Raw genomic sequence first — 20,454 nt, forward strand, 5'->3', positions numbered from 1 at the left:
TCGTTGTGAGAGCATGATTTGCTTGGGAGAGGTGCCAGTCAGCAGAGAATGAAGGACTGGAAAGACAGCGAGTCCAAACTGGTTGCTTTTGTGCCATTTATATTGCTTTTATGTGCTGTTTGACCTATGTAAACGGTTGATATAATCGCAGTATAAGCCACTCAGGGAGCACTTGAGTAGGAAGAATTACAGGGGGAGCAATCATGAGAACTTTAAAACGAACTTGGCCATTTCACGTAATGCTGCTGCCAGCCATCATCTTTCTGATCATATTCAGCTACATTCCCATGGGCGGCATTGTCATGGCATTTCAAAACTATAAGCCATGGATGGGCATTAGCGGCTCCGAATGGGTCGGGCTGGATAACTTTCGATTTTTATTTGAGCGTCAAGACAGCTTGCAGGTGATCTGGAATACACTGATCATTGCTGTGCTTAAACTGATATTCAATTTATTTGTTCCTTTTGTTTTTGCCATTCTGTTGAATGAAGTCCGCAAGATGGCTATACAGAGAACCATTCAGACCCTTGTCTACTTGCCTCACTTCTTGTCCTGGGTCATTCTGGGCGGGATTTTGATCGATTTGCTGTCCACCGGAGGCTTGGTTAACCGGGTTCTGGGAACCTTCGGACTTGGGCCCTACTTTTTCCTCGGGGATAACAGTTGGTTCCGGTCTACGGTCATTCTGACGGATGTGTGGAAGGAATTTGGCTATAACATGATTGTTTTTCTGGCTGCCCTTGCCGGAATTAATCCCGCATTGTACGAAGCAGCAGAAATTGACGGAGCTGGACGCTGGAAACAAACGCTGCACATTACGATTCCTTCGCTTGTGCCAATGTTGATGGTGGTGGGTACGCTGGCGCTCGGAAATGTGTTGAATGCCGGGTTTGACCAAATCTTCAATCTGTACAATCCGCTCGTCTATCAAACGGGTGACATCATTGATACATTCGTATATCGTTCTGCGATGCAAAATGGTGAGATGGGCTTTGCCACTGCCATCGGATTGTTTAAATCGGTAATCAGCATGATTTTGATTCTTGTGTCTTACAGTCTGGCTAAGAAATACGCCGGTTATCGCATATTCTAATCGAATGAACATAAGAAAGAAGGGACCACGATGTACCACAAATCATTGCCTTATCGCGTGTTTAATATAATTAATACCTGCTTTCTGATTTTGGTCGCCATTATGTGTATTATACCGATGATTCATGTTCTGGCTGTCTCCTTCAGCACGAAGGCTGCGGCCGATGCCAATCTAGTCAATCTTTGGCCCGTGGGTTTCTCGCTTGAGGCTTACAAAAAAACGATGAACAATCCGATTTTCCTGAACTCGCTCTGGATCTCCCTGCTGCGTACGGTCATCGGCACAGCAATTACGTTGCTCATTACCTTTTTGGCGGCGTACCCGTTGTCGAAAGAAAATAGTGAATTTAAAGGCAGAACCATATATTCATGGATATTTGTTTTTAGTATGATCTTTAATGGCGGACTGGTTCCCTTCTACATGGTTATCCAAAAGATTGGTCTGATGGATTCCTTCTGGGTGCTGGTCCTCCCGGGGGCGGTCAATACCTTCCTGGTCATTCTGATGCTGAACTTCTTCCGCGGCATTCCAAAAGAACTGGAGGAAGCGGCTCTGATGGACGGAGCCAACCATTTCAGAACGTTGTTCACGATCTTCCTGCCGATTTCCATGCCATCCATCGCAACAATTGCCTTATTCAGCATGGTGTTTCATTGGAACTCTTGGTTTGACGGACTGTTATACATGAACAATGCCAAGGATTACCCACTGGCTACGTTTATGCAAACCGTCATTATCGGTCGGGATATGAGCAGCATGAGCATGAACCCCAAAGAAATGGAAGCTCTTTCTCAAACCACGGTAAGAGCGGCACAAATCTTCATCGGAAGCGCACCCATTCTGATCGTGTATCCATTCCTGCAGCGCTTCTTTGTCAAAGGTATGACCTTGGGTTCGGTTAAAGGCTGAGCCTGCATCTAAATTAAACGGAGGTTGATAAAGTGAGCCATTTAAAGGAAGAGGCATTCATTCTCGGAATGGATGTGTCGTTTATGGATGAAATTGAGCAGCATGGTGGGAGCTATCGTGATGAGCATGGGCAGCAGGTAGACTTGCTGACCCTTCTCAAGCTGGGTGATGCCAATGCAATTCGATTACGAATCTGGAATGATCCTGCAGGCGGATTCTGTAATCTGGAGCGGACGGTAGCGGTTGCCAAACGAATCAAGGAAAAAGGCCTGCAATTCTTGCTGGATTTTCATTATTCCGATCGCTGGGCTGATCCAGCCAATCAATGGAAGCCGAAGGCGTGGGAGAAGCTGTCCTATGAGGAACTGCAGCGTGAGGTATGTACCTATACGGCAGATGTACTGAGAACACTCAAGGAGCATGATTTATTGCCGGACATGGTGCAGGTGGGGAATGAAATTACACCGGGCATGTTATGGGATGAAGGGCGTGTCGGTGGGGAAGAGCATGATACCGATGAACAGTGGGAGCGTTTTGCCGGACTTGTGAAGTATGGTATCGCTGCTGTTAAATCGGTTGATTCGGAAATCAAGATTATGATTCATATAGACCGCGGTGGTGATAATGCGGAAAGTCGCAAGTTCTATGATCGATTTGAAGCACTTGGTGTAGAGTTCGATATCATTGGGCTCTCATATTATCCTTGGTGGCATGGAACACTGGATGCACTGCGGGATAATCTGCATGACCTGGCTGACCGCTACGGCAAACCAATCAATGTTGTTGAAACCGCTTATCCTTGGACATTGGAGCAGCCTGAAGGTCACGAGTGGATTTTGAATCAGGAGGAGCTGTTACTGCCCGGGTATCCGGCAAGTGTTGAAGGACAGACACGTTATCTGAAGGATCTGCTGCAGATTATTCGTGAAGTTCCCGGCGGTCTCGGAGCAGGATTCTATTACTGGGAGCCCGCCTGGATTCCTAGCAAGGAAGAGTGGTCTGTTGGACATCCGAATAACTGGGGAAACCTGACGATGTTTGACTTTAAGGGACAGAAGTTGCAATCGTTTTCAGCGCTGAAGGCTGGAGAGGAAACGGACACAGAATTGCATGAGCAGCCGAATGCTGCATTGATTAAATAGATGGTTCTAAATGAAATAAAAACGAAATGAATGAAGGAGTTGTCAGCATGACATACACATATCCACCCGTAAGTTCCAAAGCGCCCCGCATGTTACATGGTGCAGATTATAACCCGGAGCAATGGCTCCGCTATCCTGAAGTACTCGAAGAAGATATCCGCCTGATGAAGCTTGCCAAATGTAACGTGATGTCCGTCGGCATCTTCTCATGGGTATCCCTTGAACCGGAGGAAGGCGTATACACTTTTGAATGGCTGGATCAGGTACTGGATCGTTTTGCCGCCAATGGAATTTATGCATTCCTGGCTACTCCGAGCGGTGCAAGACCTGCCTGGATGTCGGTCAAGTATCCCGAAGTACTGCGTGTTGGAGCCAACCGAGTCCGCAACCTGCATGGCTTCCGTCATAATCACTGTTATACGTCCCCTGTATACCGGGAGAAGGTTACGGCGATTAATACGAAACTAGCAGAACGTTATTCGGATCATCCGGCAGTCATTGGCTGGCACATTTCTAATGAATTCGGTGGGGATTGCCACTGTGATTATTGCCAGGATGCTTTCCGCGGCTGGGTGAAAAACAAATACGGCACACTGGATGAGTTGAATCATTCCTGGTGGACGACATTCTGGAGCCATACCGTGACGGACTGGAGTCAAGTGGAGTCTCCTGCCCCACACGGGGAGACACAGGTCCATGCGATGAATCTGGACTGGCGTCGATTCGTTACGGATCAGACCGCAGATTTTATCATGCACGAAACAAAACCGCTCAAGGCCAAGAATCCTGATCTGCCAGTTACGACAAACCTGATGGAATTTTATGAAGGATTGAACTACTGGAAGTTTGCCGACATTCTGGATTTCCTGTCCTGGGACAGTTACCCGACATGGCATGATGCGGACGAAGAAGATACGCTGGCATCCAGAGTAGCGATGATGCATGATATCGTTCGTTCCATCAAAGGCGGTCAGCCGTTTCTGTTGATGGAGAGCACGCCAAGCTCAACCAACTGGCAAGAGACCAGCAAATTGAAACGTCCAGGTATGCATTTACTGGCATCTCTACAAGCTGTAGCGCACGGCTCGGACAGTGTACAGTACTTCCAGTGGAGAAAGAGTCGGGGCTCCAGTGAAAAGCTTCATGGAGCGGTTGTAGATCATGTTGGGCATGAACATACCCGTGTATTCCAGGATGTAACTGACGTAGGATCCGCACTGGAAGGGATGCAGGCGGTGGTTGGAACATCTGTTCCGGCTGAAGTTGCCATCATCTTCGACTGGGAAAACCGCTGGGCAGTAAAGGATTCCCAAGGGCCACGTAACATTGGAGTGAAGTACGAGCAGACGGTAGAATGGCATTATGATGCTTTTTGGAAAAAAGGTGTGCCTGTAGATGTCATCGACATGGATGCTGATCTCTCCAAGTACAAACTGCTCATTGCACCTATGCTTTATCTGGTACGTGAAGGAGTTGGCGAACGCATTGAGCGATTCGTGGAAAATGGCGGTACATTTGTAGCTACGTATTGGTCAGGTATCGTAAATGAGAATGATCTATGCTTCCTTGGAGGCTTCCCAGGACCACTTCGCAAGACGCTGGGAATCTGGTCGGAAGAGATCGACGGCTTGCATGACCGTGATCTGAATGGGGTTGTGCCTGTGAAGGACAACGAGCTTCAACTGAATGCCGAATATGATGCTTTCGAATTATGCGACCTGATTCATCTGGAAGGTGCGGTATCGCTGGCGACGTATCGCTCCGACTTCTATGCCGGACGCCCTGCTTTGACCGTTAACCGTCTTGGTTCTGGTAAAGCCTATTATATGGCTACACGTTTCAAAGCTCCATTTTACGATGATTTCTATGGCAGTGTAATCGCTGATCTGGGTATTGAGCGTGCACTTGAAACTCAGCTTCCTGCTGGAGTTACGGCACACATTCGTACAGATGGCACATCGGATTATGTGTTTGTGCAGAACTACACACCGGAGACGAAGCAAGTACAACTGGACAACCAGTCCTATCGTGATCTGCTGAATGGTAATGCTGTAGAAGGCAGCCTGGATTTGCAGCCATATGATATCAGAGTACTGCGCAGAGCGGCTGAGCGTAAATAATATAATATTACTCATTGGGCTGAAAAATCTGAGGATAAGCAGCGATCGGAAGGTTGTTCTGTCATCGGAGTGGAAGTGTAAATATTCTTTAGTTCAACTTATATAGCATGCAGAAGGGTCACCCTTAACGTCTCGATTAGACGGAGAGGGTGGTCCTTTTTGTCGTATTAAGATCAAGTTGAGTACTTTTTCTGAGCAAGATAAAGGATAAACGTGTCCGCGCAGCGAAGACAAACAGGTAACATTGCAACTCAAGACTTTCAGTCTGGGAGGAATTGGAATGAATCAAAGGAATCTAGACGGTAACAGCTTTATTATTCGGCTGGAAATGACAACAAAAGACATCAAGTTTGGGGAAGTGGCGTCGGCCATATCGGAAGCCGGCGGGGACATCATTGCCATCGACGTGATTTCGACCAATCAGGATGTAAGTGTGCGCGACTTAACTGTCGCTGTAACAGATGCACAAGATAACAGCAAAATTATAGAAGGGGTGCGCCAGCTTAAAGGGGCAACCATCATAAACGTATCGGACCGGACGTTCCTGCTGCACTTGGGCGGCAAGATCGAGGTTACCCCGAAGACACCGATTCATAACCGGGAAGACCTGTCACGGGTATATACACCGGATGTGGCCCGGGTATGTTCGGCCATTTCAGAAGAGCCTGGAAAGGCATTTTCGCTGACGATCAAGCGGAATACGGTTGCCGTAGTATCGGATGGCAGTGCCGTGCTTGGACTTGGCAACATCGGACCGCGTGCCGCGATGCCGGTGATGGAAGGTAAGGCGATGTTGTTCAAACAGTTTGCAGGGGTGGACGCTTTCCCAATCTGCCTGGATACACAAGATACCGAGGAAATCATTCGAACTGTGAAAGCGATCTCACCAGCATTTGGCGGGATTAATCTGGAGGATATTTCTTCACCGCGTTGCTTCGAAATTGAGCGTCGCTTGAATGAGGAGCTGGACATTCCGGTATTTCATGATGACCAGCATGGTACGGCAGTTGTATTGTATGCAGGTCTGATCAATGCGCTCAAGCTGGTTGGCAAGTCCATCACGGATGTAAAAATTGTCGTTTGCGGTATCGGCGCAGCAGGTGTGGCATGCAGTAACATTCTTCTGTCCGCGGGAGCGAGTCGGGTTGTCGGGGTAGATCGTGAAGGTGCGCTGGTACGGACGAAGGCCTATGAGAATGAAGTGTGGAGCGACTATGCGGCTCGAACCAATCCCGAACTGGAGACAGGTTCACTTCGTGAAGTGATTCGCGGAGCAGATGTCTTCATCGGTTTGTCCCGTGGCAATCTGTTAACCCGGGAAGATGTGCAAACCATGGCAGCCGACCCGATCGTTTTCGCGATGGCGAATCCGGTACCGGAGATTATGCCGTCCGTAGTGGAGGATATTGTGGCTGTAATGGCGACAGGTCGCTCGGATTATCCGAATCAGATCAATAACGTATTGTGTTTCCCGGGTATGTTCAGAGCGGTTCTGGATTGCCGCGCCAGTGAGATTAATGAGGAGATGAAGCTCGCTGCAGCTCAGGCGATTGCTTCGGCCATTTCGGATGAAGAGCGCACCCGCTATTATATTATTCCGAGTGTGTTTAACGATAAAATCGTTAAATCGATGCGTAGTCGCGTGATTGAGGCAGCAGTCAAGACGGGTGTGGCAAGACGTATACCGCGTGAACAAGCTCGCGAAGGCGGGGAAGTGTAAGATGCAAGAGAAATCCCCTCAACATCCGAATCAAAGCGCGCAACAATCGGGGTATGAGGATCATGTTGATGGAACGTTAACAGGAGAGGCCATTCTTCGCGCTGCCCGGGCTTTTGTTCAGGGAGACACTGCCGCACATACGGATGGTCATGACTGGCCTCATATTGAACGGGTCACTGCACTTGCAGTTGAACTGGCACACCGTATGGGCGCCGATCCTTTCATCTGTGAACTGGCTGCATTACTGCATGATGTGCCGGATGAGAAGCTGAACGAAAGCCTGGAAGTAGGAATGGCGAAGCTGAATGCATGGCTGGATACCCAGCCGCTGGAAGCGGGTACGCGTGAAGCCGTAGTAAACATCATTTGTTCCATTTCCTATGCAGGAGGACAGCGCCCTGCCGTCACAACACAGGAAGCCCAGGTGGTGCAGGATGCGGACCGTCTGGATGCGCTGGGCGCTATCGGTATTGCGCGTACGTTTGCTTTTGCTGGCGCGAGAGGTCGGGAGATGTATGATCCCACCCTTCCGCCTCGAGAGCAGATGACGCGGGAGGAATATCGGAATGGACGCAGTACAACGATCAATCACTTTTACGAAAAGTTGTTTAAGCTAAAAGATCTGATGAACACGCCCTATGGCAAAGAACTGGCAGAACAGCGTCATGACTTTATGGTGCAGTTCGTGGAGCAGTTCAAGCGTGAATGGGAAGGAAGGTTTTCATAACTTTCTCCGTATAAGTTAAACATACAATACCCCCTACTTCCGAGAGTGGAGTGCGGGGTATTGTTGTGTATACATAGAAGTAGTAGGGAATTTAACTCACCAACAGGATACAAGGCATGGTAACCCAATGGCTTCCATGATACAATAAATCGTTCTCCTGAATTGATTCGGGCAAAAAAAGAAATATGGGGTAATAATGATAATGATCATCCAACGAATGAAATCAGTTTTGAAAAAGAGGAGGGGTCACCATGTCATTTGGTGCTCGTGTACTTAAGACAGGGATTGCGGTTACGCTGGCCCTGTACCTTAGCAGCATGTTCCTGAACCCGCAATCTCCCGTTCCCGCCGCGATCGCGGCCATCTTTGCCATGCAGCCATCCATTTATCGTTCCTGGAAGTATTTTCTGGATCAGCTGCAGACCACTACACTTGGAGCAATTGTGGCCCTGCTGGGAGGCATGGTGCTATCCAATGAGCCCATCGCTGTCGGGCTAATTATTGTGCTGGTTATTATGATTTGTCTTAAATTGAATATGGGCGAAACGGTTGGCCTGACGCTGGTAACCGTTGTATCGATTATGGAAGCGTCGGGTGACTGGCATTTTGCATTGAATCGTTTCCTGCTGACACTTGTCGGCATTGTATCTGCGTTTCTTATTAATATTACGGTATTTCCACCCAAGCCGAAGATTCAGTTCGTGAAACAGATTCAGAGTGTGTTTAGTGGCATGTCACTGCTGCTGCGTACGTCCATCTCAGATGAGATCAAGGAAGTGGTGTTCCGGGAAGAGAAAAATAATCTGGGCGGCTCCATTAAATCATTGTCGGATAAGTATAACTTGTTTGAAGAAGAACAGAAGAAGATGAAGCGGTCAAAATTCAGCGAGACCCGGCAGATGGTCGTATACAAACAGATGCTGCTGAGTCTGCAAAAAGGATTCGATGTTCTGGATTCGGTAGAACGCCACTATTTCCAGGCACAGCGAACACCGGAAATGGATCAGTTCTTTGATACACATCTGGAGCTTGTCATCAAATTCCATGAACATGCGCTGCTCAAGTTCGAGGATAAGCTGAAACCGAACGGTGAAGAGGCGGCACAGTTCATTTTGGATAATGATCGTTTCATGGAGCAGGCCATTTCCCAGTTTGATATCAATCAGGAAGGGATGCTGAGACTGTCCATCGTAGCTGCAGCGATCTATGATTACGGCTATCAGTTGGAGCGGCTGAATCGGCTTGCCGAACATGTGCACAGTGCCAGTGAAGACAAGGATTCACAGGATAAAATTCTGAATTGGCTTAAATGGCCGTAAACATTGCAGTATGGATTGCGGTGATGTGGTTTCATCATATACAATGGAACCACAACCAGCCCGGACAGCTTGTCCGGGTTGTTTTGCATACATAGCGCAAACCTTGCACAACCAACTCAATCGAACCGAGGTAGATACGAATGAATTTAACACAGCTTGGCCCTGAATGGATGAAGTGGTTCAATGGAGAGAATCTGGAGCAGAAGCAGCACGAAGCGATGCAATTGCTGACCGTGTCCGAAGATGGATGGCCGCATCAAGCGATGGTCAGTATGGGGGAAGTCATTGCCGTCACTCCCAACCTGATGAGACTGGCTTTATGGTCGGGAACACAGACAAGTATGAATATGAGTCGAACAGGCAAGGCTACCTTGATTGCGGTTTATCAGCAAAGTTTGTTATCCATTCGTCTGGATGTGACTTTACTGCCGGCATTAATGGAAGCTGTCCATCCGAGAGATCGTTTCGAGGCTCAGGTGATTAACATTCGTGTAGATCATGCACCGTATGCGGAGATTACTTCAGGGATAACATTTCAACTAAAAGACGAGTCTGGGGCCATTACACGCTGGGGTGAGACCATTGAAGAATTACGACAATAGAATGGGAATCGTTCTATATTCATCCTATTCGAGGGTAATGATAGAATGAAAACAACAAAAAACGCCTCCGCTTGCATCGGGACGCTGTCACTGGTACAATAAAAAATGGTTTTCAGAAAATTAGAACTAATTAACATAAAATTAAAATGTTTACTTTCTAATTAATTATACCATAGCCTTTTCGGGCTTGTCAAATGGGCTTTTGAGGACACAATCCGGGGAAAGAGGGGCGTATTAACATATGAGTACAGACCAGCAATGGAGCGAGGAGCAACAGCGGGTCAACATGGTAACGGAACAGATTGATCGGAAAATCGACATTTTGGAAAAAGAGGTAGGTTCCTTCCGGGACGAAGTTGTGGGGATGAGAAAAGACTTCTGGGACGAAGTCACCATGAACTTCAGCGAAGCGGATGATGTAGGGGAAACCTCCACCAGCATGCGGCAGCAATCACAGGTCCTGTCGGATCGGGAGCGCAGTCATCTGAATACGGCAGCAGCACTGGACAAAATGAAACGGCTGCATCATTCACCGTATTTTGGACGTATTGATTTTAAGGAAAATGGCTATCCGAATGCAGAACGAATCTATCTGGGGATCGCATCATTGCTGGATGAAAAGGAGGAATCCTTCCTTGTCTATGACTGGCGTGCACCCATATCCAACCTGTATTACGATGGTGCACCAGGTCCCGTCACGTATCATACACCGAGTGGTGAGATTAGTGGCGATATTGAGATGAAGCGGCAGTTTGTCATTCGGGATGGACGTATTCGTTTTATGTTCGACACCGGGGTTACGATTGGGGATGAGCTATTACAGGCCGTCCTCAGTCGAACCTCAGATGCACAGATGAAAAGCATTGTGGCGACAATCCAGAAGGAGCAGAACCGGATTATTCGTAATGACCGGACTCGCATGCTGATCGTCCAGGGAGCCGCTGGCAGTGGAAAGACATCCGCTGCGCTCCAGCGTGTAGCGTATCTGCTCTATAAATACCGCGAGCATCTGCAAGCGGATCAGATGGTTCTTTTTTCGCCAAACCCGATGTTCAACAGTTATGTTTCCACCGTACTGCCTGAGCTTGGAGAGGAAAATATGCTGCAAACGACCTTCCAGGAGTATCTGGAACGCCGTCTGGGTCGTGAATATCAACTGGAAGACCCATTCATTCAGCTTGAATACGTACTTACGGGAACAGAGGATCCTCAGTACGAAGTGCGTATGTCCGGCATTCGATTCAAGTCATCCGATTCTTTCCTTAAGGTGATAACGCGCTATAAGGACAGCATGATGTCTGAAGGCATGAAGTTCAAGCCGGTTCGTTTCCAGGGGCGGGCTGTTGTTACGGCTGAGGCTATGGCGGAGAAATTCTATAGCTTCGAGCCATCCGTCAAGCTGGTGAATCGACTGGAAATACTGCGGGACTGGATGCTGAAAGAGTTATCGGCCTTTGGCAAAGGCGAATTGGAAGCACCTTGGGTAGATCAACAGCTGGATATAATGGAGCCGGAGGATCTACAGCGGGCCTATCAGCGCCTGAAGCGAAAGCAAAAAGGAAAGTCGGACACGTTCGATGATTTCCAGCAGGAACGAGAGATACTTGCCCGGATGGTGGTCAGTGATCGGCTTAAGCCATTGCGTAAATGGATCAAATCCCTGCGTTTTGTCGATGTCCGTCAACTGTACGCCCATCTATTCAACGACCGGGCCCAGATGGTTCGCCTTTTGGGAGAGGAAACCCTGCCTTCACACTGGGAAGAAATTGGTGATATGACACTTCGCAGATTGAAAGTACAGGAGTTGGCCTATGAAGATATCACCCCTTATTTGTATCTGCGTGAATTGCTGCTTGGTTTCCATATTAACTCCAATATCCGGCATGTGATCATTGACGAGGCACAGGATTATTCTGCCTTCCAGCTGGCTTTTATGAAAAGATTGTTCCCTAGATCGAAAATCACCGCACTTGGAGACTTTAATCAAGCCATCTATGCACACTCTTCCGTATTGAGTGGTACGGGGCCGCTGACTAACCTGTATGGACCGGAAAATACAGAAGTAATTGAGCTGACGAGAAGTTATCGATCCACACAGGAAATCGTGGAGTTTACGCGCGGCATGGTTCCGGGTGGCGAAGAGATTGTTCCATTTAACCGAGGTGGGGAGAAGCCGAAAGTGATCGTTTCCGCCAATGAACAGGAGCATCTGGATGTTATTACAGCTGATCTCAAACATCTGATTCAGGAAGGGTATGAATCGGTTGCGGTCATCTGCAAGACGGCGGAAGAGAGCAAGGACGTACATGAAGCATTAAGCAAAGTACTGCCTGCTGCGCCGAAGCTGATCAAGAAAACAACACTGGCCTTTGAACGTGGCGTACATGTCATACCGGCGTATCTGGCCAAAGGTGTTGAGTTTGATGCGGTTCTGATCTATGACGGATCTGCATCGCAATATGCGCAGGAACATGAACGTAAGCTGTTCTATACGGCATGTACCCGTGCCATGCATTTGCTGCATGTTTATTGCATGGGTAAACCGAGCCCGTTCATTACAGCCCAGTCCGAAGAATTGTATAATATGGGCAAGGTGTCTGCGGCTCAAGCCGATTAACTTCGTCTTTCATGTTCATGAAGAAGGCTTCCGTTCGATGGGACGGGAGTCTTTCTGTGTATTGCGGAATACGATGTGGGGAATAAGAAGCTTCATGAGGGTGGCCTTTGATGTGAGAAACACGGAGAAAATGACTGGAAATAGAAATCTCTTCTAACATGAGACCAGATGAAATTAGGTTTCGTGGATAAATAATGATCCATCATTTGTGTTCACGCACAATAGGTGTGAATTTTCTTTACACATGACGGTGAGACTCATATAATCGTAACAATCTATTTTTTTGGATCGTTTATTTCATGAAGGAGGCAGCAACATGAACACACCATCTTATGAACGCCGATTAATGGCGGATTGCGTACCAGATCTGGTGGCAACAGCAAGGGGAGACTTGCCGGCGACCTTGGTTATTCGGGGCGGAACGCTGGTTAATGTGATTTCGGGTGAAATTTTGCCGGGCATGTCTGTAGCGGTACAGGGAGCCCGGATTGCATATGTTGGTAAAGATGTAAGCCATACGATCGGAGAGCATACACGCATTATTGAGGCGGAAGGCAAATACATTGCTCCCGGACTGCTGGATGGGCACTGTCACATTGAAAGCACACAAATGAAAGTGACAGAGTTTGCAAGAGCCGTTCTGCCTTCCGGTACAACAGGAGGGTTCTTTGACCCGCATGAAATCTCTAACGTGCTTGGGCTCAAAGGTCTGCGATTGATGCTGGATGAAGCTCGAACGACACCTATGGCTGCTTATATGCAGGTGGCTTCCTGTGTTCCTTCCACACATCCTGGACTGGAGACCACAGGCGCTCATATTGGACCGGAAGAAGTGGCAGAAGCCCTCTCCTGGGGTCCGGATATGATTGGTCTCGGTGAAGTGATGAACTTCCCTGGAGTCGTGTATGGGGACGAGACGATGATTGGCGAGATTCAAGCGACGCTGAGAGCAGGCAAGGTGGCAGACGGTCACTTCACCTGGGCAGCGGATGACTGGCGTCTGCCAGCCTACGCAGCAAGCGGCGTTACGGGGGATCATGAATGTGTTACGAAGGAAGATGTGGTGGAACGCCTGCGGCTTGGCATGTACGCCAAAATGCGTCAGGGCTCTGCGTGGCATGACGTTGCGGAAACAATCAAAGCCTGCACAGAGCTTGGCCTGGATACACGCCGCATGATGCTGGTGACCGATGACCGCAGTTCCGAATCGCTGCTCAAAGAAGGTCATATGGACTTTGTTGTTCGTTTGGCCATTTCTCAAGGGGTGAAGCCGGTTACCGCCTTCCAGATGGCGACGATCAATACGGCTGAACGTTTCGGTGTAGCACGCGACATTGGTGCGGTTATCCCGGGAAATATCGCCGACATTATTTTGCTGGATGGACGCTTGGCAGATGTTCGTGTAGGCATGACGATTGCGGCAGGGCATGTCGTAGCAGAGAACGGTAAAATGACAGCGGTCTGGGACAGCTTCACGTATCCGGAAGAGGCGCTGAACACCGTGAAACTGGAAGCCAATATCCAGCCGAAGCATATGGATCTGTCTGCGCCAATTACCGAAGGTACAATTGGAGCGAAAGTCATTCATGTGACAGAGAATCATGTGGATACCAAGGAGAAGCATGTTAATGTCACGGTGGAACATGGCAATGTAGTTATCTCAACATCAGGTGAAATCTGCAAAATTGCAGTGCTGGAGCGTCACAAACAAACGGGAAATCGTGCGGTGGCTCTTGTTGGGGGGATTGGCTTCACAGGTCCTGCAGCCATTGCGATGACCGTAGCGCATGACAGCCACAATCTGCTCATTATCGGTAATGATGACGCATTGATGGCCGAGGCGGGCAACCGGGTCATTGGAATGCAGGGCGGTGTAGCTGTTGTGACTGCCTCTGGTGTGACCGAATTTCCGCTGCGTATTGCAGGTTTGATGTCCACGGAGTCTTTTGAAGTGGTAGCAGCTCAATCTGCAGCGATCAGTGAGGCGTTACAGTCTGCTGGTTGTACGTTAAATAACGCATTTATGACACTGTCTCTGCTGGCACTTGTTGTTATTCCGGAATTGCGCTTGTCTGATAAAGGCTTAGTACGCATTTCGGCAGAAGGCATTGAGCTGGTATCCCTGTTTGATGAGATGGTGGAGAATACACCCGCTGCTCCAGCTGGGAACTAACGAATAACGTCGTATCCGTTCATCCTTGAAACCGGTAGGGAATTGAAGGTCGCCTTAGGGCGGCCTTTTTTTATTTTTACAGGAAAACGCTTACTAGGTCTTGAGTCGTCTGTTTTACATATGCAAAAAATGACCCATGTTGAGGTGGAAGGTAGCTAAAATTAAAATTTTTTTCATAAATGAGTCTTTAGAACTATAAATACAGAAGTGTGAATACCCGAAATAATATTATATGATTCTTTCGTCGTGAGTCTAAGAGATGATGTTGCATATAAAAGCAATGTAAATAGTCGTGCTTTGAAATAGTGCTTATGGAATGAATATAAAACGACAGAATGTCATCCGGATTTGCACGTTAGAGCTGCATAACATTATAAGGAGTGTATAAATATGAAAAGCAAAAGGGGTTACCATTTTATTTTATTCTTTAGTTGTTTCCTGCTGTTTACAGGGAATGCGTATGTTTGCAAGGCTACTGCACTTGGTTCAGTGGACAGTTATGAAACAATTCATGGAACGGTACAGGGCACCGTCAGAGCAACCTGGGTATGGGACACCACGCAGATTCAAAGCAACCCTCAGCTAGTGCTGAAGTTTGCCACTACGAACAAAATCAATACAATCTACCTACAGATGAATCGGGATGTAAAGCTTCCGTACTATACGGATTTTATTCGTATGGCCAGAGAGAAAAATATTGCCGTGGACGTTATGGATGGAAGACCTGCCTGGGGACTGACGGAGAGCCGGAGTCAAATTGCGGATTTTCTGGACTGGGTTGAAGCGTATCAAAATCAAGTCGAGCCCAATGAGAAATTTGCCGGCATCCATTTGGACATTGAACCTCATGTACATCCAGAGTGGAAAACCAATCAGGCCAGTGTGATTACGCAGTGGCAGGGGAATGTTCAATATATCGTCGATCGGGCCGCACGGATGAAGATACCTGTAGCCGCAGACTTGCCTTTCTGGCTGGATGGTTACAAGATTCCGGGTTCCACGATGAATGTAAGCAGCTGGATGATCCGCAAGTTTGACTCGATCACGATTATGGCTTATCGGGATACGGCTGCGGCCATCTATAAGGTTGCAAAAGATGAGCTTGAGGAAGCTTCACTTTTGGGCAAAACGGTATCGATTGCCGTGGAGACCAAGCAGAGCAAGGAAGGCGACTTTATCACTTTCTATGAAGAAGGTACAGCGTATATGGAATCACAGCTCCAATTGGTTGAGGAAATGGCGAGTTCACATTCGTCGTTTAACGGTTTTTCGGTCCATGAGTACAGCTCATGGGAGACATTGAAGAAGTAAAATGAAACTCCATTCATCAGCATGATAAAGAAGGTGCTTACAGCAGAACGGGCTGTAGCACCTTCTTTGCATCTGCTATAAAGGGAGAACAGTGAACTATCGTTAGTTCGGAGTGCCGGGTGCCGTTCCTGATAGGAGTTTAACCTTAAACCAGCGCAGGTTCTACCGCCACTTTCTCATAAAACATTTTGCGATATTGGGACGGAGTAATATTTTTGTGTTTTTTGAATGTTGTAATGAAGTAGCTCAAATGCTCAAACCCGACGTCCATGGCAATATCCACAATTTTGTGATCGGTATTCTCAAGCTGATAACAGGCCTGCTGGATGCGATAATAGTTGATATAGTCGACTGGACTTTTCTGCACCATCTGTTTGAAAAAGCGGCAAAAGTGTCCTTCGCTCATATTGGCTTCATCTGCCAATTCTTTTAACTTGAGTGGTTCGGGGTAACGCTTGTGAATATAACTTAACACTGATTTCAGACGCTCCACTTTATCATGACTGCCTGACGGAACGGTCCCTTTAAGTGCAGCGGGTCTCATATGTTCAAACAATTGTGCAAATATTAGATAGAGGTAAGCTTTTGTTGTCATCTCGCAGGTTGGTGTTCCGGCGGCATGATCGGCAAAAATCCGTTTCAAATGATAAATGATTTCTTGCCCCCACGCTTCATCGGTTTGGATATGGTAAGGGGGAATTGCCGTTTTGTGTACAAGCGGACCAACGAATTTCTCCTGGACAGCATCGAACGTACGACTGCCTAACAGCTCCGGATTAAATACAATGGATGAAAAAACGCAGGGGACATCGCCTTTCAGATAACCTGCGTGAATTTCCCCCCGATTGATAAAAATGGCTTCTCCTGCCTGAACCTCTACCGTATTCATATCAATTTGAAAAACAGCACTGCCCTGAGTCACCATGGTAAACTCCATCTCGTCATGCCAGTGGCAATCGAGAATGCTGTCGCCATTCAGCTGCTGAATATCCGGGTACACACTGACAGGATACATGGCATTGCCGTGAATCCGGTCTTCCCGTAAACGTTCACGTTCCATATGCGTTCTCCTTTTGCATCATTATTAATGTAAACGTTCCCATAGATTGGTGGTGTTTATAAGGAATCGGATAAGAAATATCAAAATCGTGATATATTTGGTCAAAATATGAGAAGAAATTCGTTATTAATGTCAATATTATTATAGTATAACCGAAGGGGGAAAGAAAACATGAAATTTACTGATGGATTCTGGATGACTCGTGAAGGGTACCACATTCAAAACCCGACTGACATTCGTGATATTGTGCAAAAAGAGGATTCTTTGACCGTATATGCGGCAACTAAATATATTCGCACCAAAGGCGACACATTGAACGGTACATTGCTTAAAGCAACGTACAGCTCACCTATGCCTAACGTTATTCGTGTAACCTTGAATCACCATAAGGGCGGAATGAAAAAAGGGCCTGAATTTGAGCTTAACCATCAAGATGAGAAAGTTGACATTTCGAAAAATGAACAAGGCGCTGTTTTGAAAAGTGGTAATCTGGAAGTTCAAATCGACAAAACGAACGGTTGGGACGTCAGCTTCCTGTATGAAGGAAAACGAATTACAGGTAGCGGTCAAAGAGCGGCTGGTTATATTACAGGTCCGAGTAAGGAAGCATACTTCCGTGAGCAGCTTGATCTCGGCATTGGTGAATACGTTTACGGACTCGGTGAGCGCTTCACGCCGTTTGTTAAGAATGGCCAAGTGGTTGACACTTGGAATGAGGACGGTGGTACAAGCAGCGAGCAGTCCTATAAGAACATTCCTTTCTATTTGTCCAATAAAGGATATGGCGTATTTGTAAACCATCCTGAACGCGTATCGTATGAGATTGCATCTGAGAATGTATCTAAAGTGCAGTTCAGCGTAGAAGGAGAGACTTTGGAATACTTCATTATCGGCGGTGATAATCCAAAGGATGTACTTGATAATTATACTAAATTAACAGGTAAACCAGCGCTTCCACCGGCATGGACATTTGGTCTGTGGCTGACAACATCATTCACAACAGATTATGATGAAGCAACGGTTAACCATTTTGTAGATGGCATGGCTGAACGTGATCTTCCGCTTTCTGTATTCCATTTTGACTGCTTCTGGATGAAGGAATACCAATGGTCTGATTTTGTATGGGATGAAGCGATGTTCCCAGATCCGGAAGGCATGCTTGCACGTCTGAAAGAAAAGGGTCTTAAAATATGTGCTTGGATCAATCCTTATATTGCTGAAAAATCCTACTTGTTTGATGAAGGTATGGAGAACGGTTATCTGGTAAAAACAGCGGATGGCAGCGTATGGCAATGGGATATGTGGCAAGCAGGTATGGCTCTGGTTGATTTCACAAATCCGGATGCTGTTAATTGGTATAAGAGTAAGCTGGAAGTCCTGCTTGATCAAGGTGTGGATTCATTCAAGACAGACTTCGGTGAGAGAATTCCGACAGATGTCGTGTACTTCGATGGCTCTGATCCGGTTAAAATGCACAACTATTATACACAGCTCTATAACAAAGCTGTATTTGAATTGCTCGAAGATAAGATTGGCAAAAACGAAGCTGCCCTGTTTGCACGCTCTGCAACAGCAGGTGGTCAACAATTCCCGGTTCACTGGGGCGGAGACTGCTCTTCTACTTATGAATCCATGGCTGAATCACTTCGAGGCGGCCTCTCGCTTGGACTTTCCGGTTTTGGATTCTGGAGTCATGATATCAGCGGCTTTGAAAGTACAGCGACCCCTGACGTATACAAACGCTGGGTACAATTCGGACTTTTATCTTCTCACAGCCGCCTACACGGAAGCACTTCGTATCGTGTGCCTTGGCTGTTTGACGAGGAATCCGTGGACGTTGTTCGTGACTTTACCAAACTCAAAATCAGCCTGATGCCATACCTTTACAATTCTGCGGTGGAGTCGACTGTAAGAGGTATTCCGATGATGCGCGCTATGCTGCTGGATTTCCCAGAGGATCCAACAACATACAACCTGGATACCCAGTACATGTTCGGAGATTCCATTCTGGTTGCGCCAATCTTCAATAAGGAAGGCGATGTGCGTTACTACCTGCCTGAAGGAACTTGGACAAACTATCTGACTGGAGCTAAAGTACAAGGTGGACGCTGGATCAGTGAAAACCATGATTTCAAAACACTGCCAATGATGATCAAACCAAACAGTCTGATCGCAGTTGGTGCGGTGGATAGCAAACCGGATTATGACTTTGCAAATGATGTAAGCCTTCACTTGTTCGAATTGGCTGACGGCAACTCCGCTCAAGCGGTTGTTGTGAACCAAAGTGCTGAGCAGGAACTGGTTGTTAACGTATCCCGTAACGGCTCTGTTCTGGAAGTTCGTGCTGAAGGTGCAGGCAAACCATGGAATCTCGTACTGCGTGGTATGGAGAGTGTATCCGGCGTAGAGGGCGGTTCCCAAGCCTCTGGTGCAAATGGTGTTGTCGTTACGGCTGCTGCAGGTGCAAGCTCGCTTACAATTCAACTGTAATGTTTATTGGATAAACAGAAGGACGGTACCGCAAGGTGCCGTCTGTTTGTCTACTGTCGTGCCATGGAAAATATGGTTTTGGCAATTAAATGATTGTATCATTAATTGCTAGTGACAGATCAAGATAGGAGATAGATTGCATGAGTAGAACAAATTCCGGTTTACACCAAGCCATTACAGCAGAGATGCTGCATCAGTTAGTAGAGAACACTTTTGGAACCGCTACCATTTTGAAGGGGTTTGCACTTCTGCAGGGTGGGCTTTTTAATACAACGTACCGTATTCAGCTTGAGCATGCACCGGTTGCAGATGTGATATTGCGTTTGGCACCAGAGCGGGTAGAGATGCCATCCGGCTCTGCCGGCGATCCGTTATTTTCATTTGAACGAACGATGATGTCTGCTGAATCTGTTGTTTATGAATATTACCGTAAAGCAGGCATTCCCGCTCCAAATATTATCGCCTGTGATGACAGCGGATTAATCATTCCGAGAACGTACATGTTTATGGAGTTTATCCCCAGTAAGCAGCTGGACCACCCATCGATTTCGGAGTCAGATAAAGAGCGATTGTATCATCAACTCGGCGTTTATACCGCTGCCATGCATCAGATTGAGGGTGCATCGTTTGGCTGGCCGCAAGGCGATGGTACGATTAAAGGCTCGAATCACTGGTCCGAGGTGCTGCACTCTTTTGCTCAGGAAACGGCTCTTAAAGCCGCCCAAGTCGGGTATATGCCAGGTGTGGGGGAAGAGATCGCAAATATGTTCATAAAGAATAAGGATTTATTTGATCAGGTGACTGTTCCGGTTCTTGTTCATAACGATCTGTGGGAAGCCAACGTGCTTGTTCATGAGAAAAATGGTGAGTTAAACATTGCTGCCATTATTGATGGGGATCGTTCGATGTCTGCGGATAGAGAATTTGAAGCTATTTTATCGACTGAATCATCAACTGCTTTTCATAAAGGTTATGGTCAACCAAAGGATATGTCCGATGAGGGACAGGCACGCCTTCTTGCTTACCGAATGCTGTCCTCTTACTTTAACGCATATGTCCATGAACATCAGGTTAATCAGCCGGAAGCAGGGCAGAAGTATTGTGAACGTACACTGGATCTATTGGAAGAATGGAAGGGACTTAAACTTAACGAATAAGTAGGGGGGTTTT

14 protein-coding genes are annotated in these 20,454 nt (G+C 47.2%); 13 read left to right on the forward strand and 1 reads right to left on the reverse strand.

Annotation, left to right across the window (positions count from 1 at the left end; translation table 11 throughout):
• Window positions 1-203: 203 nt before the first annotated feature.
• From AMS66_RS26970 to AMS66_RS27020, 11 genes are all read left to right on the forward strand, one after another.
• Window positions 204-1,094 carry an ABC transporter permease gene (locus tag AMS66_RS26970; protein WP_053783711.1) on the forward strand — a complete coding sequence of 297 codons (891 nt, stop codon included), beginning with the start codon at window positions 204-206 and terminating at the stop codon, window positions 1,092-1,094.
• 30 nt (window positions 1,095-1,124) lie between these two features.
• Window positions 1,125-2,003, forward strand: coding sequence for a carbohydrate ABC transporter permease (locus AMS66_RS26975; RefSeq protein WP_024630105.1), 879 nt, complete (start codon window positions 1,125-1,127; stop codon window positions 2,001-2,003).
• Between the two features lie 32 nt (window positions 2,004-2,035).
• Window positions 2,036-3,145, forward strand: a complete 1,110-nt coding sequence (locus AMS66_RS26980; RefSeq protein WP_082350918.1) for a glycoside hydrolase family 53 protein — start codon at window positions 2,036-2,038, stop codon at window positions 3,143-3,145.
• 47 nt (window positions 3,146-3,192) lie between these two features.
• Complete coding sequence (locus tag AMS66_RS26985) at window positions 3,193-5,265, forward strand: beta-galactosidase (protein ID WP_053783712.1); 2,073 nt, start codon at window positions 3,193-3,195, stop codon at window positions 5,263-5,265.
• 280 nt (window positions 5,266-5,545) lie between these two features.
• Window positions 5,546-6,985, forward strand: a complete 1,440-nt coding sequence (locus tag AMS66_RS26990; protein WP_053783713.1) for an NAD-dependent malic enzyme — start codon at window positions 5,546-5,548, stop codon at window positions 6,983-6,985.
• A 1-nt stretch (window position 6,986) separates the two neighbouring features.
• Window positions 6,987-7,712, forward strand: coding sequence for an HD domain-containing protein (locus AMS66_RS26995; RefSeq protein ID WP_082350919.1), 726 nt, complete (start codon window positions 6,987-6,989; stop codon window positions 7,710-7,712).
• 251 nt (window positions 7,713-7,963) lie between these two features.
• On the forward strand, window positions 7,964-9,031 hold the full coding sequence (locus AMS66_RS27000; RefSeq protein ID WP_053783714.1) for an FUSC family protein: 1,068 nt from the start codon (window positions 7,964-7,966) through the stop codon (window positions 9,029-9,031).
• A gap of 140 nt (window positions 9,032-9,171) precedes the next feature.
• The gene (locus AMS66_RS27005) at window positions 9,172-9,633 is read left to right on the forward strand and encodes a hypothetical protein (RefSeq protein WP_053783715.1); all 462 of its coding nucleotides are present in this window, start codon (window positions 9,172-9,174) and stop codon (window positions 9,631-9,633) included.
• A gap of 241 nt (window positions 9,634-9,874) precedes the next feature.
• Window positions 9,875-12,250: an RNA polymerase recycling motor HelD gene (helD, locus tag AMS66_RS27010; RefSeq protein ID WP_053783716.1), complete on the forward strand. Its 2,376-nt coding sequence runs from the start codon at window positions 9,875-9,877 to the stop codon at window positions 12,248-12,250.
• A gap of 316 nt (window positions 12,251-12,566) precedes the next feature.
• On the forward strand, window positions 12,567-14,423 hold the full coding sequence (locus tag AMS66_RS27015; protein ID WP_053783717.1) for an adenine deaminase: 1,857 nt from the start codon (window positions 12,567-12,569) through the stop codon (window positions 14,421-14,423).
• Between the two features lie 390 nt (window positions 14,424-14,813).
• Window positions 14,814-15,734, forward strand: coding sequence for a hypothetical protein (locus AMS66_RS27020; RefSeq protein ID WP_053783718.1), 921 nt, complete (start codon window positions 14,814-14,816; stop codon window positions 15,732-15,734).
• Between the two features lie 145 nt (window positions 15,735-15,879).
• Here the strand turns inward: AMS66_RS27020 and AMS66_RS27025 are convergent, their stop codons facing one another.
• Window positions 15,880-16,794, reverse strand: a complete 915-nt coding sequence (locus tag AMS66_RS27025; protein ID WP_053783719.1) for an AraC family transcriptional regulator — start codon at window positions 16,792-16,794, stop codon at window positions 15,880-15,882.
• A 171-nt stretch (window positions 16,795-16,965) separates the two neighbouring features.
• Here AMS66_RS27025 and yicI point away from each other — a divergent pair, with 171 nt between their 5' ends.
• Window positions 16,966-19,284 (forward strand): alpha-xylosidase, encoded by a 2,319-nt coding sequence (gene yicI / locus AMS66_RS27030; RefSeq protein ID WP_053783720.1) that lies wholly within the window; start codon window positions 16,966-16,968, stop codon window positions 19,282-19,284.
• Between the two features lie 140 nt (window positions 19,285-19,424).
• A complete protein-coding gene (locus AMS66_RS27035) occupies window positions 19,425-20,441 on the forward strand; it encodes an aminoglycoside phosphotransferase family protein (RefSeq protein ID WP_053783721.1) in 1,017 nt (338 codons plus the stop codon).
• The last annotated feature ends 13 nt before the right edge of the window (window positions 20,442-20,454 follow it).

This window comes from Paenibacillus xylanivorans, assembly GCF_001280595.1.
Taxonomy (GTDB): domain Bacteria; phylum Bacillota; class Bacilli; order Paenibacillales; family Paenibacillaceae; genus Paenibacillus; species Paenibacillus xylanivorans.

Coding starts and splice junctions, on each gene's coding strand:
- helD (WP_053783716.1), top strand. CDS start 9,875: ATGAGTACAGACCAGCAATGGAGCGAGGAGCAACAGCGGGTCAACATG.
- AMS66_RS26995 (WP_082350919.1), top strand. CDS start 6,987: ATGCAAGAGAAATCCCCTCAACATCCGAATCAAAGCGCGCAACAATCG.
- yicI (WP_053783720.1), top strand. CDS start 16,966: ATGAAATTTACTGATGGATTCTGGATGACTCGTGAAGGGTACCACATT.
- AMS66_RS27000 (WP_053783714.1), top strand. CDS start 7,964: ATGTCATTTGGTGCTCGTGTACTTAAGACAGGGATTGCGGTTACGCTG.
- AMS66_RS26975 (WP_024630105.1), top strand. CDS start 1,125: ATGTACCACAAATCATTGCCTTATCGCGTGTTTAATATAATTAATACC.
- AMS66_RS27020 (WP_053783718.1), top strand. CDS start 14,814: ATGAAAAGCAAAAGGGGTTACCATTTTATTTTATTCTTTAGTTGTTTC.
- AMS66_RS27025 (WP_053783719.1), bottom strand. CDS start 16,794: ATGGAACGTGAACGTTTACGGGAAGACCGGATTCACGGCAATGCCATG.
- AMS66_RS26990 (WP_053783713.1), top strand. CDS start 5,546: ATGAATCAAAGGAATCTAGACGGTAACAGCTTTATTATTCGGCTGGAA.
- AMS66_RS27005 (WP_053783715.1), top strand. CDS start 9,172: ATGAATTTAACACAGCTTGGCCCTGAATGGATGAAGTGGTTCAATGGA.
- AMS66_RS26970 (WP_053783711.1), top strand. CDS start 204: ATGAGAACTTTAAAACGAACTTGGCCATTTCACGTAATGCTGCTGCCA.
- AMS66_RS27015 (WP_053783717.1), top strand. CDS start 12,567: ATGAACACACCATCTTATGAACGCCGATTAATGGCGGATTGCGTACCA.
- AMS66_RS26985 (WP_053783712.1), top strand. CDS start 3,193: ATGACATACACATATCCACCCGTAAGTTCCAAAGCGCCCCGCATGTTA.
- AMS66_RS27035 (WP_053783721.1), top strand. CDS start 19,425: ATGAGTAGAACAAATTCCGGTTTACACCAAGCCATTACAGCAGAGATG.